Raw genomic sequence first — 22,487 nt, 5'->3', positions numbered from 1 at the left:
TTTTGCGCAACATTGGGGTCACGACGCAAACATGCCCTTAAGCAGCTGAATTCGCTCAGCTATTGGGTCATGCAGCTTGCGCGCGACGACGCCAGCGGCGAAAACGGGGGCCCGCAACCTATGCAAGACAAGAAAGCTGCACTTGCAGCAGGCCCCACGATATCAGGGAGCCAGACCAAGCCCACCCTCAAGACGATCGCCAAGATCAGCGGGCTGGCCGTGCCCACTGTTTCACGCGCGCTGAACGATGCGCCCGATATCGGACAGGATACCAAGAAACTGATCCGCAAGATTGCTGATGAGATCGGCTATGTTCCGAACCGGGCGGGCGTCCGCCTGCGGACCGGCCGCACGAATGTCATCAGCCTGATCATGTCAACCGAGCATGACAATCACACCGCAAGGTTGATTTCCTCCGTCGCCGGTGGGTTGGAAGGGACCCGGTATCATTTGAACGTGACCCCCTATGCCCCCTCAGGCGATATCATGAAGCCCGTGCGCTATGTCGTCGAAACAGAATCCGCTGACGCCGTGATCCTGAACCAGATCGAACCGCAGGACCCGCGCGTATCCTACCTGATGGAGCGGAAATTTCCCTTCGCCACACATGGGCGCAGCGATTGGGCCGACCAGCACCCCTATTACGACTTTGACAATGAGATTTACGGCCGGCAGGCGATGGATCTGCTGCATACCCGTGGCCGCAAACATGTGGCCGTTGTGGCCCCGCCCCTGCGTCAAAGCTATGCGCTGCATCTTGTGGCGGGTCTGCGCGACCGGGCGCAGGCCAATGGTCAACACCTGTTCATTCTCGACAATGTCACAAGCGACAGCCCAAATGATGTCGTGGCGTCCGGTGTCACCGCACATATCGGCGCACACCCCCAGACCGACGCGATCATCACCGCATCAACCGGTGCCGCGCTCGCCGCAGTTGCTGGACTGGAGGCGGCCGGACATACCGTCGGTCGCGAAACCGACGTTTTTGCGAAAGAGGCCGTTCCGTTTCTGAAACTGGTCCGCTCTGACATCCTGACGATGGCGGAATCCGTGGGTTCCGCCGGGGATTTTCTGGCAAAGGCCGCAATTCAGGCGATCCGCCACCCTGAATTGCCCCCGATGCAATGCCTCGAAGTGCCGACCACCGCGTAAGGCCGCAGCTTAGCGCCCGGGGATCACCCCGCGCTTTTCGCCTTTATGTTCCCAATTATCGAGCGCGCTGATCGCCTCTTCGGCGGTTTCAACAAATCGGAAAAGCGCCAGATCGTCCTGCGATATTGTCCCCGCATCGGCAAGCGCATCCCAATTGATGATCTTTTCCCAGAAGGACTGCCCGAATAGCAGGAACGGCACCCGGGCCATACGTCCGGTCTGGATCAAGGTCAGCGCCTCGAACATCTCGTCCAGCGTGCCAAATCCGCCCGGGAATACGCATATCGCCGACGCGCGCATCAAGAAATGCATCTTGCGGATCGCAAAATAGTGGAAGTTAAAGCACAGATCCGGCGTCACATAGGGGTTTGGGGCCTGTTCATGGGGCAGCACGATGTTCAGACCGATAGATTTGCCGCCTGCTTCGGCCGCGCCCCTGTTGCCTGCTTCCATCACACCGGGGCCGCCGCCGGTCACAATGACATCATCGGTCCCGCCCTTTTCCATGGAACGGCGGGTCATCATTTCGGCGAAGCGCTGCGCCTCGGCATAGTATTTCGTCAGATCAGCCAGCGTTTGCGTGCGGGCAGTTTCTTTCTTTGCTGGTTCAGGGATCCGCGCGCCACCAAATAAAACGATGGTCGAGTTGATCCCCGCCTCATTCATCAGCATTTCCGGTTTCAGCAACTCCAATTGCAGCCGCACCGGGCGCAATTCTTCGCGGCACATGAAATCCTCGTCGGCAAAGGCCAACGCATAGGACGGCGCGCGGGTCTGGGGCGTATCGGGAATATGGCTGGCAGCCTCGCGGTCTTGATGGCTATCGCGGAAGGGATGGTGCCTGTCGTCTTTCATTGCGCGTCTTTCCTTAAATCGCTTTCGTCTAACGTCGCCGCTTCGGGCGCAAGATGCAATGCGGTTGCAAACAAGCGGCCCACGCGGCCAAACTGGTCCATGACGGATTTTGGTCAAACCACCGGAGGACACGATGCTGCTGAATACACCGATCTGCGACTTTGGCTGGAAGGCCCCGAATTTCGACCTCAAAACGCCGGACGGCGTACGCCACACACGCGACGACATCATGGGGGAAAAGGGATTGCTGGTGGCCTTCATTTGCAATCACTGCCCCTATGTTATTGCTGTGATCGACCGATTGGCTGCAGATATCAAAACCCTTCAGGCAGACGGGATTGGTGTGGCTTGCATCATGTCCAACGACTATGCCGCCTATCCAGCCGACAGTCCTGACAACATGGAAAGCTTCGCCCGGCAGCATGGCCTGACCGCCCCCTATCTCGTGGATGAAGATCAATCTGTGGGGCAGGCCTATGGCGCGGTCTGCACGCCCGATTTCTTTGGTTTTGACGCCAGCGGCGGCTTGCAATATCGGGGCCGTATTGATGATGCAGGCATGAAAGATCCTGCAAATCGGGTCCCCGAGCTGCTGAATGCCATGCAGCTTGTTGCTGCAACAGGACGCGGCCCTGCTGATCAGACCCCGTCGATGGGTTGTTCAATCAAGTGGCGTTGAATGATTGGCAACGCCGGGCTACATAGCGCCGAAATTCATGAACGGAGACACTGATGTCCAACGCTGCCCTGGAGACCGCCATCGAAGCCGCATGGGAGGCCCGCGATACCGTGTCTCCCGCCACTACAGGCGAAACACGCGAAGCGATCGAGGATACGCTGAACGCCCTTGATAGTGGTGCTTTGCGGGTTGCTGAAAAGCAGGATGATGGCAGTTGGCACGTGAACCAATGGGCCAAGAAAGCCGTCTTGCTGTCCTTCCGCCTGAACGACATGGAACAGATCCCGGGCGGCAATGGCGGATCGACCTGGTGGGACAAGGTGCCGTCAAAATTTGACGGCTGGGGTGACAATCAATGGCGCGAGGCCGGCTTTCGCGCAGTACCCGGGTCTATTGTGCGCCGGTCGGCCTTTATCGGCAAAGGCGTGGTCCTGATGCCATCTTTCGTCAATCTGGGCGCCTATGTGGATGAAGGTTCCATGGTTGACGGCTGGGCCACGGTCGGATCCTGCGCCCAGATCGGCAAGAATGTGCATCTGTCCGGCGGCGTCGGCATTGGTGGTGTATTGGAACCGATGCAGGCCGGACCCACAATCATCGAAGACAATTGCTTTATCGGCGCCCGGTCCGAGGTCGTTGAAGGCTGCATCGTGCGCGAAGGCTCGGTGCTGGGCATGGGCGTGTTCATCGGGCAATCCACCAAGATCGTGGATCGCGACACTGGCGAGGTCATGTATGGCGAAGTCCCCCCATATTCGGTTGTGGTCGCCGGCTCCATGCCGTCCAAGAATGACATCAATCTCTATTGCGCGGTGATCGTCAAACGGGTGGACGCGCGGACGCGCTCCAAGACCGGTATCAACGAACTGCTGCGCGACTAGGTGCTGATCAGCCGCATAATCGCGCGCAAGCGTATCGCTGCGGGCATCCGGCCTTCGTTCAAAGAGGCATGGCTGCCTGTCGCCGCAGATGTGGTCCTGATATCGCTGTTGCTGGCATTATTGTTCCTGCCCGCTGTGACGCTGACCATCATCATGCAGTTGACCCTGTTCTGGCGCATCCTGCTGCTGATGGTGCTGATCTACGCGCCCTTCCAGATCGTCATCATCGTCTCGACGATCTGGGCCGTCCGATCACGCTGGGAAGAAAAGCCATAAACGACGCCAAGGCCTAATCGTTGCTATATGCCGCGCCAAACCACGCGGCGCGCAATTCGTCATAGGCCCCGTTCTCGCGCGCATTCAGCAATGCCCGGTCCAGCGGTTCGCGCAGCACCGATCCGGTTGGCAGCGCGATCCCGTAGCCCTCGCGCCGGAAGAACCGTTCGATCAGGCGCACATCTTCGGGCTGGGTGGTGCGCAGGTAATAGGCAAGGATCGGGCCATCAAACACAACGGCGTCGATGCTATCGGTCTCGAAGGCCTGCAACAATGCGTCCAGCGTGTCGTACTGGCGATGCTGGATACCGCGCAGATCCAGATAGCTAGAGGTCGTCGATCCGGCCGTCGTCCCAACCCGTCGCCCATCCAGGTCGCTGATATTGCTGACATCTTCCGAGATCGCGTTCAGGGTCAACGCAGCCGTGATGTTGGCGGTAAAAAAGGAGATCAGGAACAGGCTGCAAATCAACATGATCGTCCCAAAGACCCTGCCCATGGGGGATTTCGGGGTCTCTTCTTCGTGCGCGCTTGAGATGATCACATTCAGCGCCCACCAGAAGGCCGGGAAAGCCGCATCGCGGGCCGTCTTGCCAAACATGTCCTGCTTGCGGCGTTCGAAATACCACATCAGCATGCCGATCCCCAAGGTCACGGCCAGAAAGAAAAGAACGGCCAGCAGCAGCCTTGGCGACAGGATGGATTTGATCAAGGACAAGGTGCCATTCCCCTCGCCGCGCAGCATGATCTGCAGACCGGTTTCAAAGATCGGTTGGGTGAAATCCATCCGGGTCTCGCGGTCTTCGGTGATCGAGATATTTGCGATGGCCGCATCTGCATCACCGTTTTCGACGGCTGCAATCATTTCGCTGAACGTTTCGTATCGGACAAAACGGTAGGACAGGTTTATTTCGCTGGCCAGTTTTTCCCACAGCGCGATGGAAAAGCCGACATCCTTGCCATCCTCAACCATCGAAAACGGCGCGCGGGTCACCGTGGCGACGGTTAGCTCCCGATCAATGCCTTCGGGCTCCTGCGCCAGCACCGGCCCGCCCAGCGACAGCCCACACCACAGCATGATGGCCAACAGCAAACTTCTGAACATTGATGCTCCTCTACCCCTGCTCACCTATCTCCCCTTTACCTATGGTCAATGCAAGCAGTAGTTGCCTTGATTGACACCGGCTGGCCTGCAGCGCATGCAGTAGCCGGAACCAGGGTATTGCAATGGCGAAAAAAATCTCAAAACAAAAGGTCTACACCCTGCTGGTCGAAGTGGGCCGAAATGCAGGTGATGGTTTGCCCGCCGATGCAACCGGCGGCGCGCTGATGTGCTACGCCAGCGGCGTGGACGAAGCCGAAGCCGTGCGCGAAACCGTCGCCATCCTCAAGCAGGCCGACCTGGCCCCGCTGGATGTCTCGGGCTATGGCACGTTGGATGAACGTCTGGCCGAAGGGCATGATATCTCGGACGAGGAACGCGCCTTGATGCAGCGCGCCTTGGATGAAAACAGCGTGATCGTGGCCCAAATGACCCCGTTCTTTGATGAAGACGAAACATAAAAAAACCGTCGGAATGCCGTGACCGGCCCGGCTGATATGATGGCACAATACCCGCCCATGGCGGAATGGGGCATTGCCGCCGAACGCGTGCCGCTCGGCGGTGGTCATCGAAATATCGTCTATCGCACAGTTGGGCCGGAACCCAATTGGGTTTTCAAATCAACCCGCCGCGCCCCCGAGGCCCTCGCTTGGTTAACCCCCGTTCAGGATTGCGCGCGCCAAAGTGGGTTCATCGTGCCACCGCTCAAGCGCAGCGCCGCAGGACGGCTGGTGGAACAGGGATGGACCTGCGAACCCTTTGTGGCCGGCGCGCATCCCGGTCCAGATGAAATGAGTACGATCGCGGATCAGGTTGCGCGTTTTCACGCGCTTGCACGGGATATCCTGCAACGACCCGGCTTTCTGTCATCCCAAGACCTCTTGCGCGACGAAATCGGCGGCGATGTGGACTTGACAGCCATGCCAAACGACGCCGTGATTAAATGCCGCGAGGCCTGGGGACAGTTGCAAGGATGGCCACAGACGATTGTGCACGGAGATCTGAATAGCAGTAATCTGCTCGTAACCTCGGACGGGCGCATTGCGGTTCTGGACTGGGATGAATGTCGGCGGGACCTCGCGGTTTTCGACATCGGTCAGCTTGCGGCGATTTCGCCGGCAGAGCAGCGCGCGATCATCGCGTGGGAGGTCGCATGCGCGTGGTCAGTCGAACCCGACTATGCGCGCAGGATGCTTGAAAAGCTGACATAGGCCAGACCATTGAACCGATGGCGCGCCGATACTCATAAGTGGCAGAGCGTTGCAAATAGGTGTGGAACACCGGGCACCTTTGACAGGGTGCAGCAGATTTCCTGAATCTCATCAACACCCACGCCAATAGCAGCAGAGCGGAACAAACCAGCCGTGCGCGGCGGTTGTGCGAAAGTCAGCTTTCGGTTGGCGCCGCAGAAATTGCGGTTTTGCGCCTATGGCAAAAACGTATGAATTTTAGCTTCGCGACCCTGTCTACTGCTTCGAACAAGGCTTGTCCCATGGTTGTGCTGCATTGGCATTGATTATCCGGCTCGGCGTATATCTGCTCGGATCATCAAGTGATGACGCGTGAACATACACGCATTGCGCCATTCGCTCACTGCGACGGGTCAGTGGAGAGCCACAGGTGGGGCAAAAGCTGCTCCAAGTCGGGCGATTTGAGCCTCCGATCATCTGATACTCAGTTCTGGGGCCATCGACCTTAAATGTCTCTGCCACCAACGGGACCATTTCAGAATGCCCGCCTCCGGTAAGTTGCTGACAATCGCGGCAATAGCAACGAAACATTGAAACATCGGCGAGTTCTCCGCGATAACGAGCTGCGCCGCATTTGCACCCACCTGAAATCGTATCTGTCAAATCGACCCCTCGCTGTTGTTCCGCGGCATTCTAGGCTTTGATTGCACTCATCCGGTAATAAGTCAGTGAGAAAAAGAACCGCCCCTGCTGTGCCAGACTAATTTGTTCATCAAACCATTGTTTGGTTTCCGAAGCGCTTAGGTGCCCGTTCTCCGCCGCATATCGCGACATCAAATGCAAAAGCATGAAAGCAATGCCGTCCGGACGAAGGGTTGTATCGCAAAATGTGAAGGGCTCGACTTCAACGGCAACAAACCCGGCATCCCGCACGAAGCGAGGCCAAAGGGCCGCGACCCGCGGCTCTTTATAGTGATGATCCCACGCCTTCTGAACGCGTCGCATCCGATCTTCATCCTCGGAGAACCAATCAAGTGTTTTGCATCCAGTATCCACCGCGACAAACCTGCCATTTGCGCGCAATACGCGATGAACTTCTCGAATAGCTGATGGAATATCCGAGAGATACTCAAGGACTTGTACCGCGACGGCTTTGTCTGCCTCTCCGTCCTGCAATGGAAGCTCATCGGCGAAGCCACCCTTGATATCTACGGTCGGAAATGCAGCACAGCGTGCAGAAGCTGGAGAACGCATATCTTCACTTGGATCAATACCAATGACCCGACCAGTCGGGTCGACAGCGCGCGCAATCTCTTCGGTCAAAAGCCCGTTTCCGCACCCAATATCAATGACTGTGTCACCCTTTGAAAGATGCAGCGCATCAAATGCTTTACGTCGGCGTCGCGTTACGTCGCCACCCTGGTACGCGATCTCGAGCAATTCCGCCGTTTTCTCGTCAAACTTTAGCATTCGCTGATTGTAGCGATTGAACGCAAACGATCAAATCGCAATGGTCAGGAACTAACATTCGTGCAGATCGCAGCATTCGGCTGAATGGGGCTCTCTTGAGGCCTTCACCGCGATCTGCCCGAAGGTCGCCGTCGTCGTTGTCTGAATTCAGGTCAGACTTGTGGCGTGAAGACCAAAGTTCTCTGACGTCCAATATCAGGAATTGCATCCGTCACAACCTGCCTTTAGCGATGTCGAAAAGGAGACTGCGCATGCCCCCGATTGATCCTGTCGCACTGACCGCTGACCTTGTCCGCTGTCCGTCCATCACGCCAGCCGAGGGTGGCGCGCTGGTTTTGCTGGAAAAGTTACTCTCCGAAAACGGGTTTGACTGCGCACGGGTGGATCGCGGCGGCGTGCCGAACCTTTATGCGCGCTGGGGCCGGAAGGGGGCAAACCGGACATTCGGCTTTAACGGCCACACCGATGTTGTTCCGCTGGGCAATGAAAATGACTGGTCCGTTCTGCCATTTGGGGCCGAAATCAAGGACGGCTACCTTTATGGGCGGGGCGCGACGGATATGAAATCCGGGGTTGCGGCCTTTGCCGCCGCCGCCATTGACTTTGTCGCCGAAACACCGCCCGACGGGGCTGTCGTTCTGGCGATCACCGGGGATGAGGAAGGGGATGCGCTGCACGGCACCACCGCCCTTCTGGACTGGATGCAGCAGCAGGGCGAAGCGATGAGCGTCTGTCTGGTGGGTGAACCCACCTGCCCTGACGTGATGGGTGAGGCCATGAAAATCGGCAGGCGTGGGTCATTGACCGCCTGGTTCACGATACGCGGGGTGCAGGGGCATTCGGCCTATCCGCACCGGGCCAAAAACCCGATCCCTGCGCTGGCCCGACTGGTTGACCGCCTGTCATCCCATGTGCTGGACGAAGGAACGGCGCATTTTGACCCCTCAACGCTTGCGGTCGTCACGATGGATACCGGCAATCCGGCCACAAATGTGATTCCGGCATCCTGCACAGCGGCAGTCAATGTCCGGTTCAATGACGCCCATTCCAGCCAGGCGATTGTCGATTGGATGGGCGAAGAAGCAGGGCGTGTGACCGAGGAATTCGACGTCGATGTGGATATCAAGGTGAAAGTTTCCGGCGAAAGCTTTCTGACGCCGCCGGGCGATTTGTCCGACCTTGTCAGCGCCGCCGTCGCGGCGGAAACAGGCGTGACACCGGCGCTGTCAACATCAGGTGGGACATCAGATGCCCGCTTTGTCAAAGACCACTGCCCCGTGGTTGAATTTGGTCTGGTAGGTAAAACCATGCATCAGGTGGATGAGCGGGTGGCCGTGGACCAGATCGGCCAGTTAAAGGCGATCTACAAGCGTATTCTGACAAACTATTTCGCCTGATCAGGCGGTCAGACAGGCGCCTGAAATCAACTCACCCCTGCCAAGTTTTCGCCATTTTACGGGGCTAGCCCGCATATGGACACCAATAAACGAGCGATGATGATGAAAAAACTTGTTCTTGCCGCCGCCTGCACCACCCTGGCTGGATGTCTTTCGTTCCCTCAAACGACCGATGAACTCCGCAACCATACAGGCGTGCGCAGCGAGACCATCGAAGTTGCGCGTTCCGCTTCTGCCGTGATGTCGACGATCGCCAATCGCGGTCGGTCCTGCATGAACTTTGGGTCACATACGCAAATGACGCGCGGCATCACGATGAATGCAAATTTCTTTGACAATTATCGGACGCGCACGGAAGGGCGCAGTTTCGTCGTCGAGCATAACAGCCCTAATAATGTTGGCAATCCGGGCTGGTATCCGCGCGTTATGGCCGATGTCGTCCCAACAGCATCCGGCGCGCGTGTCACCACCTATGCCCCGATTGGCGACGGTGTGTTCACACGCGCAATTCAGGCTTGGGCAAAGGGTGATACCAAACCCTGCCCGCGTATCGACTTGTTCTGAGCCATCTTCAGCAAATTGGATGACGCCCCGTCTGACCCATGTTAGGCGGGGACATGACTCGCATCCCTTCGAAATCGGAAATCCTGCAATGGATCTCTGAAAACCCAACCAAGACTGCAAAACGCGATATCGCCAAGGCCTTTGGGATCAAAGGGGCTGCGCGTATCGACCTCAAGCGGCTGCTGAAGGAACTGCAGGAAGACGGCAAGCTGGCCAAGCGCAGGTCGTCCTACCGCGATGCCGAGGAATTACCCCCGGTCTCGGTGCTGGAAATCACCGGCCCCGATACAGATGGCGACCTGTTCGCCCGGCCACTGGAATGGACCGGCAAGGGGCCTGAACCCGTGATCCTGATGATGCTTCGCGCCTCGGACCCTGCGTTGGGCAAGGGCGATCGTATCCTGGGCCGCCTGACCGTTGACGCGACCGAGACCCATTCCCACACCGCCCGCATGATCCGCCGCATCGGCACCAATCCGCAACGCATTCTGGGGGTCTTCCGCGCAGGATCCGAGGGCGGGCGCGTCCTGCCCATCGACAAGGGGTCAGACAAGCAGTGGACCATTGCAGCCGATGCAACCGGTGGCGCCAAGGATGGGGAGTTGGTCGAGGCTGAACAGGCCGGCCCAAAGGGGCGCATGGGGCTGCCCAAAGCACGGATCGTGGCGCGTCTTGGCGATCCGTCTGCGCCGCGCGCGGTCTCATTGATTGCCATTCATCAGCACGGCATTCTCGACCATTTCCCTGATGATGTCGTCGCCGAAGCCGACAATGCAGCACCGGCCACACTGGATGGCCGCAAGGACCTGCGTGACCTGCCCCTGATCACGATCGACCCTTGGGATGCGCGCGATCATGACGATGCCTGTTATGTCGAACGCGACGGCGACGGTTTCGTCATCTGGGTCGCCATTGCCGACGTGGCCCACTATGTCACGCCCGGATCAGACCTAGACCGCGAAGCGCGCAAGCGCGGCAACTCTACCTATTTCCCGGACCGGGTTGTACCCATGCTGCCGGACAGACTGTCAGGTGATCTGTGTTCGCTGCACGAAGGGGTTGAACGGGCCTGTCTGGCCGTCGCCATGCGGATCGACGCGGACGGCACCAAGATATCGCACGCATTCCACCGCGGGCTTATGAAATCGGCCGCCTCGCTCAGCTATGAAGACGTGCAAGCAGGCATGGATGGGCGCCCCAATGACAAGATAGCCCCGTTGATGGATGATGTGATCCATCCGCTTTACGCGGCCTACGATGCGCTGACCAAAGCCAGGTCCAAGCGCGCCCCGCTAGAGCTGGACCTTCCCGAACGCCAGATCGTTCTGGGCGATGATGGCAAGGTGACGTCGGTCAACTTCAAGGAACGGCTCGACGCGCATAAACTGATCGAGGAATTCATGGTCTTGGCCAATGTGGCCGCCGCCGAGACACTGATCGGGCGCAAGTCGCCACTGCTGTTTCGGGTCCATGAGGAACCCAGCCCCGACAAGCTGGACGCCCTGCGCGAGATTGCAAATGCGTCAGGCCTGGTGCTGGCCAAGGGACAGGTTCTCAAGACCGCCCATCTGAACCGGTTGCTGGCACAGGCGGCTGAAACCGAACAGGCCGAATTGGTCAATATGGCCACGCTGCGATCCATGACGCAGGCCTACTACAATCCCGAAAATTTCGGGCATTTCGGGCTGGCGCTGCGGGCTTACGCGCATTTCACGTCGCCCATCCGGCGCTATGCTGATCTGATCGTGCATCGGGCCCTGATCACCGCACATGGTTGGGGTGATGACGGTCTGTCCCCTTGGGATGTGGAACATCTTGCGGATACCGGCAAGTTGATCAGCGACACCGAACGCCGGTCCATGACAGCCGAACGCGATACGACAGACAGATACCTGGCTGCGTTTCTGGCCGATCGGGTCGGCGCCGAAATGGAAGGCCGGATCAGTGGCATCGCGAAATTCGGGGTGTTTGTGAAGCTGGATGAAACCGGCGCAGATGCAATGATCCCCATCCGCACGCTGGGGTCAGAGTATTTTCACCATGACCCCGACACCCAGACATTGATGGGGGCAGATAGCGGGCAGATCATCGGACTTGGCCAGCGCGTCGGCGTCAGACTTGCCGAAGTCAGCCCAACAACCGGCGGGCTGATCGTCGAACTGATCAGGCTCGAGGGGCGGACAATGCCGCGCGGCCCGACACGCGGGCGTGGCAAACCCGCCCGCCGCAAGGCCGGCAGCGCGCGCAAAAAGGCGGCCAAGACCGCGCGCAAGGTAAAGCGGACCCGCAAATAGGTCGCTGCCCGCTGCTGCGCGGGGCGGCCCAGCATCTGTCAGCGTTCCTGCAACAATGGGAACCTCCTACTCTCACTGTTCGGATTTTCCTATTTTGGGCGGGGCCACGACCTCAAAAGCCGCAAACTTTGTCCAATTCGGTTCCATGCCCGACACGGAAAGGCCGCATTGTCCGGTGACATTGATGGTCAGTTAACCAGTCGGGAGAGCCGTTATGAATGCTCATGCTGATTTTAGCGCCAGCGAACGGAACAGCCATTTGGAGATGGTTGGACGTCAGATGGTACAGCAACAGTCGAACCAGCATTGGCTTGATGCGGTGGGCGGCTGTGATGATTGCAGCACCGTTCAATTGGACGCGGCATTGCTTGGCATCACCAGGGATGTGGTGATGCAGGGGAACAAGCTGACAATGCGTGAGAATCGCCCTGCAATCTACGCGCCGATTTCCTACGACAATATCTGAAGCCAACACTCACGGACGCTTCACATCGGGACAGTATTGCACGTAAAACGGGAATTGTGTGCAATTTCGAAACAAAGCCATGGTTTTGCCATGACTGGTGGTAGCGGCAGTCACTGTCTTGCCGCAATCGGCGCCAATGCTGAAGTCAGGACAGCTTCAGATGATAGGTAAGCCCATGATAGATCAAAAACCGCAGCCGCGCTGGCTCGATGGCGTCGGCGGATGTGAAGACTACCGCGCGGTTCCCTTCGATCTGGTCGCATCCGGGGAACATGGCGGCATAGGTGCTGATGATATCCGTCGCACAATGTGCGAAGATGGCACATCCACCCTGCTGAATAAGACCTATTCTTAGCGTCGATCCCGATTTCGTTTTCGGGGTCAAATAGGCGGGCTGCCCCCAACGCAGTGCTTCTTCCACCGGCCCGACGGTCGGCGTTTCTGCCGCAACCGCAAAAATCAGATCGCGCAAGCACAGCGCCGTTTCGCGATCATGCGCGGGCATGCCGTCAAAAACGGCCCTGACCGCATCACTTTCAAAACACTGTCTCATGCGCCATCCATCCTGTCCCTGATCCGCTTGACGTAGCTTGTCAGCGCCGGATCGCTTTGCAACCGGCGACGCAACGGCGTCTGAATAGGTGCGGCCAGACCTGCAGACAGCATTGCCGCAACCGAATAATCGGGCAAGGTCGGCACATCCCCAAGCAGGTAATCACGCCCATCCAGAAACGCGGCTATGGCCGCCAAATCCGGTTCCAGCCGCGCCATCCGTTCCTCGGTTGTGAACCGGCCAAGGCCCTGCGCGGACAGCCCCTGCAACAGGTTCTTGCGGATCCGACCGGTGATGGGTTTGCGCAAAAGCGCGGGTATTGCGGCAAAATAGGCCTCTCGGATCAATGGCCAAAAGTCGTCATTACCCCAACGGTCCAGCACGACGTGGAAATACATATGCTCCTCTGCCATGCGGATCAGCGCATGCCCGGCAGCCCGGTCACGCGCAGCGACCGGTCCCCAAAAGTCAGCGCCGCCGCGTTCCAGATACGCCTGTATATTGTGGCTGTCGCCGATGATCTGCCCCTCTGTACGGATTGCGGGCAGCTTTGCTTTCGGGAATTTTCGCGGATCGTTGCTGTCCTCTCTTTCCCATGGAACACCTGCTGCCTTCAAAAGCCACATCGCCTTGACACAGAACGGACTGAAACTGCTTTCGCCAAAGCCGGTTTGGTAGGTGATAAGCGTGATCATCGAGACCTCCTGATTGATTGACACCTACCTACAGCCGGGTACTGACAGTTTTTGGCAGGAATGATATCGTCATCGTATGTCCCGCACCGCCCGCCTGTTTCAGTTGATGCAATCACTGCGCCGCCACGCGCCGCCTGTGACAGCCGCCCAACTGGCCGAGGACACGGGCGTTTCGCTGCGCACGCTTTACCGCGATATCGAGGCGTTGCGCGGGTTGGGCGCAATCATCGACGGCACCGCAGGTTACGGATATGCATTGACCGAAGATGCCGCCCTGCCCCCGATGATGTTCGATGACGAGGAAATCGAAGCGATTGTGCTGGGGCTACGCGACGTGCAGGCCATCGCGGACCCGCATCTGGCGCGGGCTGCAAAAAACGCGCTGACCAAGCTGCAGGCGCGGTTGCCCGACACACAGGCACACCGATTGAAATATGCGGTTCTGGCCGCGGATCGGATCATCCGCCCGCCACAGCCCACCATTGATGTGCGCGCATTGCGGCAGGCCACCTGGGACGAACGGACAATCCAGATTGATTACGTTGATGTCCACGGCACACCAACCCAGCGATGCGTCGATCCGCTGGGGATCGTGTTTCTGAAGGAAACTCATAACCTGATCGGCTGGTGCCACCTGCGCAAGGCCTACCGGAATTTCCGGCTTGATCGGATGCGCAATCTTGCGATCACAAGCCGTAGTTTCCGGCCCCGTCGGATCCCCATGCTGCGCGAAGCAATCGACGTGTTGTCATCATGCTGGCCGGAACCTTCTGCCATGACGGCAGAAAGCCGCGACAGCGCCCAGAGTTGATTTTACTCGTCCTGCCGTTGCGCTAGGTGTTGTCAAAAATAACGAACAGAGGTTCGACATGGATCGCAGGCAGTTTATCGTAGCCACAGGGCTTGGTATCATTGCGCCGGGCCTTGCCACCGCCCATGCAAATGGTTTCGGAAATTGGATCAACCGGTTTCGCGGGCGGGCGCGCGCGGCTGGCATCTCGGACCGGACATTCAACGCGGCCTTTGCCAATGTGCAATATCTGCCTGACAGCATCCGCCGCGACCGCAACCAGGCTGAATTCGTCAAACCGCTGGCCGAATATATGGCAACCGCCGCATCTGACGCCCGGATCACCAACGGGCGCATTCTGGTACAACAGTTCAGTGATCTTCTCTCCCGGATCGAGGCGACCTATGGCGTGCCCCCCCATATCGTCACTGCCGTCTGGGGGATGGAAAGCAATTACGGGCAGCGGCGCGGCGATGTACCACTGATATCGACATTGGCCACTTTGGCCTTTGACGGCCGCCGGGGTCGGTTTTTTGAGCAGCAGTTGATCGCCGCCCTCGCCATCCTGCAGCGCGGGGATGTGGCACCACAGAACATGACAGGGTCCTGGGCCGGTGCGATGGGCCATACGCAGTTCATACCCACGTCCTACCAAGCCTATGCCGTCGATTTCACCGGCGATGGCAGGCGTGACATATGGTCAGATGATCCAAGCGACGCACTGGCATCAACCGCTGCCTATCTCAGCCGGTTTGGCTGGCGCAAGGGGCAACCATGGGGGGTCGAGGTCCGGTTGCCGGGCGGGTTCAACTACGGGCAGACCGGCAGCAGATCACCGGCCGCATGGGGACAATTGGGCGTCCGGGGAACCAATGGCAATGTTGTTCCGAATTATGGTGATGCCTCGTTGATTACCCCCACAGGTGCGGGCGGTCCCGCCTTTTTGATTTTTCGGAACTACACGGTGATTTCGCGCTACAACAACGCGCAGGCCTATATCATCGGGGTTGGCCATCTGGGTGACCGGATTCGCGGCATGGGCGCGCTGCAGACACCCTGGCCCGCGGGCGAGCGCAGCCTGCGCCGGGCTGAACGTGTCGAGCTGCAACAGCGCCTGACCGCAGCGGGTTTCTCAACCGGCGGGGTCGATGGAAAAATCGGCCCCAATAGCAGCGCCGCGATCAGGCGCTACCAACAAAGCGTCGGCCTGCCTGCTGACGGCTACGCATCCTTGCGTCTATTGGAGCGTTTGCGCTGAGCACGGCCCACCCTGCATGCAGGTGGTCAATGCATCCAGCGTCGCCTGATCGGGGTTGGGGAAGATCATGCCGCCGCAAGGGCCAGCGATCGCGGTGATCGGGTCCTGATCGGCGCGGACAAAGAAAACCGCATCGACATTTCCCGGTGCCGCCCCGCACCACGGGCCCGCACAGCCGATCTGCAAATCCAAAGGGCGCATGAAATCGGCGGTAAAGCCCTGCTTGGTCAGCCCCTTCCCCCGGAAATACCCGCTGATCGGTTCCGGTTCGCCTTCGCCGCCATTCCGAATGGATGGCGGCAATTTGCTGTCGCCTGTCTCAAGCACACCGAGCAGCACAAAATACGGCTCAGGCGCGGCGGCCACTGTCTGAAAGGTGGCTATGGGATCGGGACGCACACAACTCAGCGCCACGGCCTGGCTGCCAATCGCAAGGAAACATGTCGCAAGTATCGCTGATTTCATCACGCAAATCCCTTCATCTGCTCTATGCTCACAGGCTGGCGGCAAATTCCGCAAGGACCTGTTCGTAGACGGCACGTTTGAACGGCACAATCGCGCCGACCAACTGATCAGCCGGTAACCACTTCCATGCGGAAAATTCCGGATGCGCGGTCTGGATGTTGATTTGGGTATCCATGCCGTGAAAGCGCATCAGATACCATTTCTGCTCCTGCCCGCGATACCGGCCCTTCCACATCTTCGGGACCAGCGCCGCAGGCAGGTCATAGCGGATCAGACCGGTCGATTCGCGCTCGACCGCAACAAGGTCGGGGGTCACGCCTGTTTCTTCTTCAAGCTCGCGCAGCGCGGCATCTACGGTGCCTTCCCCCTTGTCGACACCGCCTTGCGGCATCTGCCATGCGTCCTGATCCCGGTCCATCCGCTGCCCGACGAAGACATGCCCACGCGGATTGGCAAGCATGATCCCGACGCAAGGCCGGTAGGGAAGTCGGGAAATATCCTGGGAGGTCATAACTGGGCCTTCGTCTTTCATTGTGCCGCCTTTATTGTGTTTGACAGCATGATACGCGCAACCTGCGCGTTATCGAATAACAAGACGTGTACCATAGGTAATACGCGGAGCAATCCACCGCAGATCCTTGCGCGCAAGTGCGACACATCCGGCCGTTGGCCGCCCCGGACCACGCCATTGATGTATGAAAATCGCAGATCCCCGTCCCTTGACCGCATAAGGCCAATTCCAGTCGGTCAGAATAATCAGATCATACATCGGATCAGACCGGCGCAGCTTTTCATGGCCAAACGGGTGCGGCGCCCGCACCATCATATTGTAGTCGTCATCGGAAACATCATCCGACCAAAGATCATGCGGCCCAATTGGCAAGGCCCAATCGGCGGGCTTTCCCATTCTGTCCGCCCGGTAAAGCATGCCCACAAGGCGGTGAACCCCGCGCGGTGTGCCACCGTCACCTTCGGCCTTTGTGTCGGTCAGACCACCACGGCCAATGGTGCAGGGAAAGCGGCGATTGAGAAACCGCAAATGGGTCGGGGTCACAACGAGATCGGTAGCTTTCATGCCTGTCGTCATATCGCGATGTGTCAGGCCTGTCAGCGGCAGAAATGCCATTTACCATGCCGCAAACGATCTTACAGCAGATGCCCCGACTTCGCGGCCTTTGTCGCAAGGTAGTCGTGGTTGTGCCGGTTTTCCCCGACCTTCAAGGGCACCCGGTCGCACACGCGAATCCCGCAAGCTTGCATGCGGTCAACCTTGGCAGGGTTATTGGTCAGTAGACGGACTGCATCAAACCCAAGGCGTTTCAGAATATCGGCCCCAATGCGAAAGTCCCGTTCATCGTCTTCAAATCCAAGGCGATGGTTGGCATCAACCGTGTCAAACCCCTGATCCTGCAACGAATAGGCGCGCATCTTGTTGGCCAGCCCAATGCCCCGCCCTTCCTGATTGAGGTAGAGCAGGACCCCGGCCCCCTCGGCCCCCATCTGGGCCAGCGCCCCGCGCAATTGCGGACCACAATCGCATTTCAACGACCCCAACAGATCCCCAGTAAAACAGGCAGAGTGCAACCGCGACAAAACCGGCTTTGCCCGATCAGGGTGTCCAATTTCGACGGCGTAATGTTCCTCTGCCCCGTCATCGGGCCGAAAGATATGCAGCCGGCCTGCGTCGGACACCTCCAGCGGCAAACGGGCTGAGATGATCGGATGCAACGGGCTTAGCGCATCATTGTCCATGGCGTCAGCGGGGATCAATGTCAGGTTCTGTGCAGCAGCAAATGCTGCGGCATCGGCAACCTCAATCGTCAGGGCGGCGGGTAGCAGACGGGCGGCCTTGCACAGGGCAATTGCCGCCCGGTGCATCGCCGCACTCCCCTCTCGCAGGGATTGCAGAGGGCCCTTCATCGGGTTGCGCAAATCATCGGCGGGGTCGGCAACAGCCCTGATCCAGGGCAAGGCCGCATCCGCCGGCAACCGGATCCGGGCCACATCACCGTCATAGGCGCGGGCCTTCAATGTCTGCGCTCGCCATCCGGTAATCACCAGAACCGGATCACCCGGCAGACTGCGCAATGCCGTAAGCCGGGTGGAATCGAGCGTCTCAGCCGCAAGGATGACCAGCCCGTTGTCAAAGACAACCGGCACGCCCATGCGCAAATCGGCGCGGGCGCGGGCCAGACGCTCTGTAACATCGGGCGAGAATCCCATTGGTGATACCTTCCTTTGTTACAGCAGATAGTCTCATTCCGTGCGAAAGTGAAACAATTGGCAGCGGACAGACACGTCCGTGTGAAATTTCGCACCGCATCTTGCTCAAACGCGCTGTTCGGCACAAATCTAGTCTCGAAACGAAGGAGGATGTCATGGGACAACTCAAAAGAATTCTACTCGTCGATGATGACGATGATCTGCGCGAAGCACTGGGTGAACAGTTGCTGATGACCGAGGACTTTGACGTCTTCGAAGCCGATGATGGCGCCAGTGCAATGGTGAAAGCCAAGGAAGGTCTGTATGACCTGATGATCCTAGATGTTGGGTTGCCCGATACTGACGGACGCGAATTGTGCCGTCTGATGCGCAAGCAGGGGGTCAAATGCCCCATCGTGATGCTGACCGCGCAGGACAGTGACGCAGACACTATTCTGGGTCTGGATGCCGGCGCCAATGACTATGTCAGCAAGCCATTCAAGTTCCCCGTCCTGTTGGCCCGTATCCGCAGCCAGCTGCGCACCCATGAACAGTCCGAAGACGCCGTCTTCCAGCTTGGGCCGTATACGTTCAAGCCTGCCCAGAAAATGCTTGTCACCGAAGACGACAAGAAGGTGCGCCTGACGGAGAAAGAGACGAATATCCTCAAGTTCCTGTATCGCGCCACGGAAGGCGTTGTTGCCCGCGACGTACTGTTGCACGAGGTCTGGGGCTATAATGCAGGTGTGACCACGCACACATTAGAGACACATATTTACCGTCTTCGTCAAAAAATAGAACCAGATCCGTCCAATGCCCGCCTTCTTGTGACCGAATCCGGTGGCTATAGATTAGTGGCGTAGTACTCCTCCGGTGGTTGGGTTGCCTCCCAAACCCAGCCACCGGAACTTATCTCATCCCGCCGGTGATCGGGTTATATCACCACCTCCCTGTTGGACTGGCCCGGACCTTGTGTCCGGGCTTTTTTTTGCCGATAATTATGCTGGCAGCCAGCACATCAGCGTCACGTGGGTGCGCCACCCATTGTTTTCATTGCATGTTTCACCATCATCCGTGCAGGTAACGTGTTGGGCCAAACCGAATAGGATGGCCAGATAGGAGAACTGCGATGGTGCGCGTCTTGGGAATAGGGGGCTTTTCTTTCGCGCGCAAAACCCAAAGGAACTCGCCGATTGGTATGAACGCCATTTTGGAATCACGAAAGTCGGCGGATATGGTGACCCTGGCTGGGATCAGCAGGCCGGTCCAACGGTTTTCGCCCCATTTAATCATGATACCACCTATTTCGGCCGGCCAGAGCAAAGCTGGATGCTGAACTTTCGGGTCGAAAACCTTGATCAAGCGATTGCTGAACTGACCGCGAGCGATATTGCCGTCACTGTGGATCCGGAAATACATCCGAGTGGCCGATTTGCGCAGCTGACCGACCCCGAAGGCAACCCGATTGAGTTGTGGCAACCTGCGGATGTGGACGCAACTTAACCTCTCACGCCGAGTTTATGCATCAAGGCCAATCTATCGCGTGGCAATCACCGATGGTCTTGTTAATCTCCATCCGCAATCATCAAGAGGGATATCAGATGAAAAGCTCTGCCGATTTTATGAACGAAGCCAACGCAGCGGTGCCGCGTATTCCGGCCGCCGAGGCTATCGCGAAACACAATACCGATGCCGTTTTCGTTGACGTGCGCGATAGCGGTGCCATTGCACAGACCGGCACAATTGCGGGCGCCCATCGTATTGCACGCGGGATGATCGAGTTTGTCGCCGATGCCGAGACCCAGTTCCACAATGCCGCCCTGCAGAAGGACGCCGATATCTACCTTGTCTGTGGTGCAGGCGGTCAAGCCGCGCTGGCCGGTAAGACGCTGAAAGATATGGGTTACCAGAATGTCACCAATATCGGTGGCTTTGGCGACTGGAAAGAAGCAGGCGGCCCAACAGAAGAGTAGACGGCTGCTTACCCAGGTACGGCAGTCATCACTGCCGTACTTCACCTCGGCGACGTGGAATTAATGGGTTCTAACCCGAGACGTCCAGGGCCTGCGCCCAATCGGCGATCAAATCCTCTATCCCCTCAATACCGACAGACACCCTGATCAGGTTTTCCGGAATGCCGGTATCTGGCTCAATCGTGTGGCGATGCTCGACCAGGCTTTCCACGCCACCCAGCGACGTTGCACGCAGGAAAAGCTGCAATTTCCCCACAACTGCAAGGGTATCCTCGCGCCTTCCGTCGACAAGGACCGACATCAGCGACCCAAAGCCACCGTGCATCTGTTTTTGCGCCACCGCATGTCCCGGATGGTGTGGCAGCCCGGGGTAGAGCACGTCGGTGATCCGGTCATGTGCCAAAAGATATTCTGCAAGGCGTTGGGCGTTCTGGCTCATCCGTTCGACCCGCAAAGGCAGGGTGCGCATGGCCCTTGTCAAAAGCCATGCCTCGAACGGCCCGAGCATGGCCCCTGCGGTCTTGCGATCAAGCTGGATCGCGCCCCAGATACTACTATCCGCGTTGCGCGTCGACAAAACCCCGGCAAGCACATCAGAATGGCCATTCATCGCCTTGGTCGCCGAATGCATCACAATGTCGGCCCCGTGATCCAGCGCCCGGGTCAGAATGGGGGTGGCAGCCGTGCAATCAACGACCAACACGCCGTCGGATGCATCCGCAACTTGCCGGATATCGACGGTTTGCAGCCACGGATTGGACGGGGTTTCCACAAAGACCAGATCCGGGTTTTCCGTCGCGCAGCATCCGGCCAGTTCGGCGGCATCCGCCTCGATCAAGGTCACTTCGCGGCGCGCGCAAAAGTCGCGAACCCACTGGGTCGTTCCCCAATAAATCCCCGTTTGCACCACAACGCGGGCCCGGTTGGGCAGCGTTCGGAAAACAGCAGCAATCGCGGCCATCCCGGATGGGAACAACAACGTGTCGGTTGCGTTTTCCAGTGCTCGGATGACCGCCTCGGCCTGACGCAGGTTGTCCGCATTGTCGCGGGCATAGATATTGTCAGGACGGTGCAGATCGTAATTCTCGTCGCGCGTGAAGGTGGTGGATGGTTGCAAGGCCGGGACAACACCACCCGATGCGTGATCGAGGGCGCCGGCGGCATGTGCCGCCAAGGTAGCGGGATCAAGGGGCTTCTTCATGACCGTGTTGTCGCGCGGCCCGGCGCCCGGATGCAAGCGCAGATGCGTCTAGGGTGTCCGAAATTCGGCCTTGCTATACCCCTGCAGATAAAGCAGCGCGGTCAGATCCCCGTGATTGATGCGGATATCGCATTGGGCCTGGACCGCCGGTTTGGCGTGCAGGGCCACCCCCGTCCCCGCTCGTTTCAGCATCGCCAGATCATTGGCGCCATCGCCAACGGCCAGAACGTCGTGCTCGGCAATCCCAAGGCGGGTTGTGATTTCTTCGAGCGCATGCACCTTGGCGGCCTGCCCCAGGATCGGCTGCCCCGGCACGCCGGTCAGTTTGCCCCCAGCAACAAGCAGCGTATTGGCCCGGTTTTCATCAAAGCCCAGCATGGCCGCCACATGGCCCGTAAACGCCGTGAACCCGCCCGAGACAAGCGCCGCATACGCCCCGCTTGCCTTCATCGTGGCCAAGAGCACGGGGCCGCCGGGCATCAGGGTGATGCGCTCGGCCAGCACTTTGTCGATGACCTTTTCCGGCAAACCCGCCAGCAGCCCAACCCGTTCGGTCAACGCTGCCTCGAAATCCAACTCGCCGTTCATTGCCCTTGCGGTGATTGTGGCGACCCGTTCACCAACGCCGGCCTCTGCGGCCAGTTCGTCAATGCATTCCTGCTGGATCATCGTGCTGTCCATATCGGCCAACAGCATCTTCTTGCGGCGGTTCTGGTGCGGCTGCACGATCAGATCTGTCGCCGTCTTTTGCAGTTCTGACCAGACGCCCCACCGGTTGTCCGGCAGTTCCGGAATATCAAATTCGGCCGCTTCATCGGGTGCAAGCCAAATTGCATCGCCACCACCCCATGCATTCCGCAGACTATCGACAAGCGCCATATCAAGACGTGGCGCAGTAGGTGCGGTCAAAAGCGTAACTGTGAACATGCGTTTCCTAAAGACGGTGCTTGCGTGGTTTCAGGGCGGTCTAGCGGCATTTTTGCAGGTGGTCCACGGCGAAGGCCGGTTCAAAACCAAAACGCGG

At 58.6% G+C, this 22,487-nt stretch carries 27 protein-coding genes; 15 read left to right on the top strand and 12 right to left on the bottom strand.

Annotated features, from left to right (window positions below; all coding sequences use genetic code 11):
- Positions 1–12 precede the first annotated feature (12 nt).
- Complete coding sequence (locus tag AABB31_RS18720) at positions 13–1,152, top strand: LacI family transcriptional regulator (RefSeq protein ID WP_342076704.1); 1,140 nt, start codon at positions 13–15, stop codon at positions 1,150–1,152.
- A 9-nt stretch (positions 1,153–1,161) separates the two neighbouring features.
- On the opposite strand, the gene AABB31_RS18715 is transcribed toward AABB31_RS18720, so the two are convergent.
- The gene (locus tag AABB31_RS18715) at positions 1,162–2,007 is read right to left on the bottom strand and encodes a TIGR00730 family Rossman fold protein (protein WP_342076705.1); all 846 of its coding nucleotides are present in this window, start codon (positions 2,005–2,007) and stop codon (positions 1,162–1,164) included.
- Between the two features lie 133 nt (positions 2,008–2,140).
- Between AABB31_RS18715 and AABB31_RS18710 the strand changes: the two genes are divergently transcribed.
- The 3 genes from AABB31_RS18710 to AABB31_RS18700 are packed head-to-tail and all read left to right on the top strand — an operon-like array spanning position 2,141 to position 3,843.
- Positions 2,141–2,686: a thioredoxin family protein gene (locus AABB31_RS18710; protein WP_342076706.1), complete on the top strand. Its 546-nt coding sequence runs from the start codon at positions 2,141–2,143 to the stop codon at positions 2,684–2,686.
- A 53-nt stretch (positions 2,687–2,739) separates the two neighbouring features.
- Positions 2,740–3,567: a 2,3,4,5-tetrahydropyridine-2,6-dicarboxylate N-succinyltransferase gene (gene dapD / locus AABB31_RS18705; protein ID WP_373635142.1), complete on the top strand. Its 828-nt coding sequence runs from the start codon at positions 2,740–2,742 to the stop codon at positions 3,565–3,567.
- A complete protein-coding gene (locus tag AABB31_RS18700) occupies positions 3,568–3,843 on the top strand; it encodes a hypothetical protein (protein ID WP_373635141.1) in 276 nt (91 codons plus the stop codon).
- A 13-nt stretch (positions 3,844–3,856) separates the two neighbouring features.
- Here the strand turns inward: AABB31_RS18700 and AABB31_RS18695 are convergent, their stop codons facing one another.
- Positions 3,857–4,948, bottom strand: coding sequence for a transporter substrate-binding domain-containing protein (locus AABB31_RS18695; RefSeq protein ID WP_342076707.1), 1,092 nt, complete (start codon positions 4,946–4,948; stop codon positions 3,857–3,859).
- 122 nt (positions 4,949–5,070) lie between these two features.
- Between AABB31_RS18695 and AABB31_RS18690 the strand changes: the two genes are divergently transcribed.
- Positions 5,071–5,406, top strand: a complete 336-nt coding sequence (locus AABB31_RS18690; RefSeq protein WP_373635140.1) for a hypothetical protein — start codon at positions 5,071–5,073, stop codon at positions 5,404–5,406.
- A gap of 57 nt (positions 5,407–5,463) precedes the next feature.
- Complete coding sequence (locus tag AABB31_RS18685) at positions 5,464–6,156, top strand: phosphotransferase (protein WP_342076708.1); 693 nt, start codon at positions 5,464–5,466, stop codon at positions 6,154–6,156.
- Between the two features lie 255 nt (positions 6,157–6,411).
- Here AABB31_RS18685 and AABB31_RS18680 read toward each other — a convergent pair whose 3' ends face one another.
- Positions 6,412–6,726: a GFA family protein gene (locus AABB31_RS18680; protein WP_373635816.1), complete on the bottom strand. Its 315-nt coding sequence runs from the start codon at positions 6,724–6,726 to the stop codon at positions 6,412–6,414.
- A gap of 102 nt (positions 6,727–6,828) precedes the next feature.
- A complete protein-coding gene (locus AABB31_RS18675; protein WP_342076709.1) occupies positions 6,829–7,605 on the bottom strand; it encodes a methyltransferase domain-containing protein in 777 nt (258 codons plus the stop codon).
- 251 nt (positions 7,606–7,856) lie between these two features.
- Between AABB31_RS18675 and dapE the strand changes: the two genes are divergently transcribed.
- The 4 genes from dapE to AABB31_RS18655 all read left to right on the top strand — a co-directional run bounded on the left by dapE (position 7,857) and on the right by AABB31_RS18655 (position 12,326).
- Positions 7,857–9,002: a succinyl-diaminopimelate desuccinylase gene (gene dapE, locus AABB31_RS18670; protein WP_342076710.1), complete on the top strand. Its 1,146-nt coding sequence runs from the start codon at positions 7,857–7,859 to the stop codon at positions 9,000–9,002.
- A 96-nt stretch (positions 9,003–9,098) separates the two neighbouring features.
- A complete protein-coding gene (locus AABB31_RS18665; RefSeq protein ID WP_342076711.1) occupies positions 9,099–9,566 on the top strand; it encodes a hypothetical protein in 468 nt (155 codons plus the stop codon).
- Between the two features lie 53 nt (positions 9,567–9,619).
- A complete protein-coding gene (gene rnr / locus AABB31_RS18660) occupies positions 9,620–11,860 on the top strand; it encodes a ribonuclease R (protein ID WP_373635139.1) in 2,241 nt (746 codons plus the stop codon).
- Positions 11,861–12,140: 280 nt separating this feature from the next.
- Positions 12,141–12,326: a hypothetical protein gene (locus tag AABB31_RS18655; protein WP_342076713.1), complete on the top strand. Its 186-nt coding sequence runs from the start codon at positions 12,141–12,143 to the stop codon at positions 12,324–12,326.
- A 145-nt stretch (positions 12,327–12,471) separates the two neighbouring features.
- Here the strand turns inward: AABB31_RS18655 and AABB31_RS18650 are convergent, their stop codons facing one another.
- Together AABB31_RS18650 and AABB31_RS18645 are read right to left on the bottom strand one after the other, a co-directional pair.
- Positions 12,472–12,879 carry a DUF1801 domain-containing protein gene (locus AABB31_RS18650; RefSeq protein WP_342076714.1) on the bottom strand — a complete coding sequence of 136 codons (408 nt, stop codon included), beginning with the start codon at positions 12,877–12,879 and terminating at the stop codon, positions 12,472–12,474.
- Entirely contained in the window at positions 12,876–13,574 is a 699-nt protein-coding gene (locus tag AABB31_RS18645) for a glutathione S-transferase family protein (protein ID WP_342076715.1), read from the bottom strand. Before AABB31_RS18645 ends, AABB31_RS18650 begins: the two co-directional genes overlap by 4 nt.
- Before the next feature lie 76 nt (positions 13,575–13,650).
- Here AABB31_RS18645 and AABB31_RS18640 point away from each other — a divergent pair, with 76 nt between their 5' ends.
- Positions 13,651–14,385, top strand: a complete 735-nt coding sequence (locus tag AABB31_RS18640) for a YafY family protein (RefSeq protein ID WP_342076716.1) — start codon at positions 13,651–13,653, stop codon at positions 14,383–14,385.
- Positions 14,386–14,443: 58 nt separating this feature from the next.
- Complete coding sequence (locus tag AABB31_RS18635) at positions 14,444–15,622, top strand: lytic murein transglycosylase (protein WP_373635137.1); 1,179 nt, start codon at positions 14,444–14,446, stop codon at positions 15,620–15,622.
- On the opposite strand, the gene AABB31_RS18630 is transcribed toward AABB31_RS18635, so the two are convergent.
- The 4 genes from AABB31_RS18630 to ribA all read right to left on the bottom strand — a co-directional run bounded on the left by AABB31_RS18630 (position 15,602) and on the right by ribA (position 18,310).
- Positions 15,602–16,087, bottom strand: a complete 486-nt coding sequence (locus tag AABB31_RS18630) for a hypothetical protein (protein WP_373635136.1) — start codon at positions 16,085–16,087, stop codon at positions 15,602–15,604. The genes AABB31_RS18635 and AABB31_RS18630 overlap by 21 nt on opposite strands.
- Positions 16,088–16,115: 28 nt before the next feature.
- Positions 16,116–16,619 carry an RNA pyrophosphohydrolase gene (locus AABB31_RS18625; RefSeq protein ID WP_373635135.1) on the bottom strand — a complete coding sequence of 168 codons (504 nt, stop codon included), beginning with the start codon at positions 16,617–16,619 and terminating at the stop codon, positions 16,116–16,118.
- Between the two features lie 48 nt (positions 16,620–16,667).
- Positions 16,668–17,162: a L,D-transpeptidase family protein gene (locus AABB31_RS18620; RefSeq protein WP_342078942.1), complete on the bottom strand. Its 495-nt coding sequence runs from the start codon at positions 17,160–17,162 to the stop codon at positions 16,668–16,670.
- Positions 17,163–17,233: 71 nt separating this feature from the next.
- Positions 17,234–18,310: a GTP cyclohydrolase II gene (gene ribA / locus AABB31_RS18615; RefSeq protein WP_342076720.1), complete on the bottom strand. Its 1,077-nt coding sequence runs from the start codon at positions 18,308–18,310 to the stop codon at positions 17,234–17,236.
- A gap of 155 nt (positions 18,311–18,465) precedes the next feature.
- Here ribA and AABB31_RS18610 point away from each other — a divergent pair, with 155 nt between their 5' ends.
- The 3 genes from AABB31_RS18610 to AABB31_RS18600 all read left to right on the top strand — a co-directional run bounded on the left by AABB31_RS18610 (position 18,466) and on the right by AABB31_RS18600 (position 20,262).
- On the top strand, positions 18,466–19,152 hold the full coding sequence (locus tag AABB31_RS18610) for a response regulator transcription factor (RefSeq protein ID WP_342076721.1): 687 nt from the start codon (positions 18,466–18,468) through the stop codon (positions 19,150–19,152).
- A gap of 352 nt (positions 19,153–19,504) precedes the next feature.
- A complete protein-coding gene (locus AABB31_RS18605) occupies positions 19,505–19,792 on the top strand; it encodes a VOC family protein (RefSeq protein WP_342078943.1) in 288 nt (95 codons plus the stop codon).
- Between the two features lie 98 nt (positions 19,793–19,890).
- Complete coding sequence (locus tag AABB31_RS18600; RefSeq protein WP_342076722.1) at positions 19,891–20,262, top strand: rhodanese-like domain-containing protein; 372 nt, start codon at positions 19,891–19,893, stop codon at positions 20,260–20,262.
- A gap of 70 nt (positions 20,263–20,332) precedes the next feature.
- Here the strand turns inward: AABB31_RS18600 and AABB31_RS18595 are convergent, their stop codons facing one another.
- Entirely contained in the window at positions 20,333–21,463 is a 1,131-nt protein-coding gene (locus AABB31_RS18595; protein ID WP_342076723.1) for a PLP-dependent transferase, read from the bottom strand.
- Positions 21,464–21,511: 48 nt separating this feature from the next.
- A complete protein-coding gene (gene serB / locus AABB31_RS18590) occupies positions 21,512–22,390 on the bottom strand; it encodes a phosphoserine phosphatase SerB (protein ID WP_342076724.1) in 879 nt (292 codons plus the stop codon).
- Positions 22,391–22,487: the final 97 nt, after the last annotated feature.

It is taken from the genome of Yoonia sp. SS1-5 (assembly GCF_038443705.2).
GTDB classification, from domain to species: Bacteria; Pseudomonadota; Alphaproteobacteria; order Rhodobacterales; family Rhodobacteraceae; genus Yoonia; species Yoonia rhodophyticola.
This window is presented reverse-complemented; position numbering and strand designations above follow the sequence as displayed.

Excerpts from the sequence above, each read along its gene's own strand:
- serB (WP_342076724.1), bottom strand. The coding sequence starts at position 22,390 with ATGTTCACAGTTACGCTTTTGACCGCACCTACTGCGCCACGTCTTGAT.
- AABB31_RS18685 (WP_342076708.1), top strand. The coding sequence starts at position 5,464 with ATGGCGGAATGGGGCATTGCCGCCGAACGCGTGCCGCTCGGCGGTGGT.
- AABB31_RS18690 (WP_373635140.1), top strand. The coding sequence starts at position 5,071 with ATGGCGAAAAAAATCTCAAAACAAAAGGTCTACACCCTGCTGGTCGAA.
- ribA (WP_342076720.1), bottom strand. The coding sequence starts at position 18,310 with ATGGGATTCTCGCCCGATGTTACAGAGCGTCTGGCCCGCGCCCGCGCC.
- dapD (WP_373635142.1), top strand. The coding sequence starts at position 2,740 with ATGTCCAACGCTGCCCTGGAGACCGCCATCGAAGCCGCATGGGAGGCC.
- AABB31_RS18675 (WP_342076709.1), bottom strand. The coding sequence starts at position 7,605 with ATGCTAAAGTTTGACGAGAAAACGGCGGAATTGCTCGAGATCGCGTAC.
- AABB31_RS18665 (WP_342076711.1), top strand. The coding sequence starts at position 9,099 with ATGATGATGAAAAAACTTGTTCTTGCCGCCGCCTGCACCACCCTGGCT.
- AABB31_RS18595 (WP_342076723.1), bottom strand. The coding sequence starts at position 21,463 with ATGAAGAAGCCCCTTGATCCCGCTACCTTGGCGGCACATGCCGCCGGC.
- AABB31_RS18610 (WP_342076721.1), top strand. The coding sequence starts at position 18,466 with ATGGGACAACTCAAAAGAATTCTACTCGTCGATGATGACGATGATCTG.
- AABB31_RS18680 (WP_373635816.1), bottom strand. The coding sequence starts at position 6,726 with ATGTTTCGTTGCTATTGCCGCGATTGTCAGCAACTTACCGGAGGCGGG.
- AABB31_RS18715 (WP_342076705.1), bottom strand. The coding sequence starts at position 2,007 with ATGAAAGACGACAGGCACCATCCCTTCCGCGATAGCCATCAAGACCGC.
- AABB31_RS18650 (WP_342076714.1), bottom strand. The coding sequence starts at position 12,879 with ATGAGACAGTGTTTTGAAAGTGATGCGGTCAGGGCCGTTTTTGACGGC.
- AABB31_RS18630 (WP_373635136.1), bottom strand. The coding sequence starts at position 16,087 with ATGAAATCAGCGATACTTGCGACATGTTTCCTTGCGATTGGCAGCCAG.
- AABB31_RS18645 (WP_342076715.1), bottom strand. The coding sequence starts at position 13,574 with ATGATCACGCTTATCACCTACCAAACCGGCTTTGGCGAAAGCAGTTTC.
- dapE (WP_342076710.1), top strand. The coding sequence starts at position 7,857 with ATGCCCCCGATTGATCCTGTCGCACTGACCGCTGACCTTGTCCGCTGT.
- rnr (WP_373635139.1), top strand. The coding sequence starts at position 9,620 with ATGACTCGCATCCCTTCGAAATCGGAAATCCTGCAATGGATCTCTGAA.
- AABB31_RS18640 (WP_342076716.1), top strand. The coding sequence starts at position 13,651 with ATGTCCCGCACCGCCCGCCTGTTTCAGTTGATGCAATCACTGCGCCGC.
- AABB31_RS18695 (WP_342076707.1), bottom strand. The coding sequence starts at position 4,948 with ATGTTCAGAAGTTTGCTGTTGGCCATCATGCTGTGGTGTGGGCTGTCG.
- AABB31_RS18635 (WP_373635137.1), top strand. The coding sequence starts at position 14,444 with ATGGATCGCAGGCAGTTTATCGTAGCCACAGGGCTTGGTATCATTGCG.
- AABB31_RS18655 (WP_342076713.1), top strand. The coding sequence starts at position 12,141 with ATGGTACAGCAACAGTCGAACCAGCATTGGCTTGATGCGGTGGGCGGC.
- AABB31_RS18620 (WP_342078942.1), bottom strand. The coding sequence starts at position 17,162 with ATGAAAGCTACCGATCTCGTTGTGACCCCGACCCATTTGCGGTTTCTC.
- AABB31_RS18600 (WP_342076722.1), top strand. The coding sequence starts at position 19,891 with ATGAAAAGCTCTGCCGATTTTATGAACGAAGCCAACGCAGCGGTGCCG.
- AABB31_RS18710 (WP_342076706.1), top strand. The coding sequence starts at position 2,141 with ATGCTGCTGAATACACCGATCTGCGACTTTGGCTGGAAGGCCCCGAAT.
- AABB31_RS18625 (WP_373635135.1), bottom strand. The coding sequence starts at position 16,619 with ATGAAAGACGAAGGCCCAGTTATGACCTCCCAGGATATTTCCCGACTT.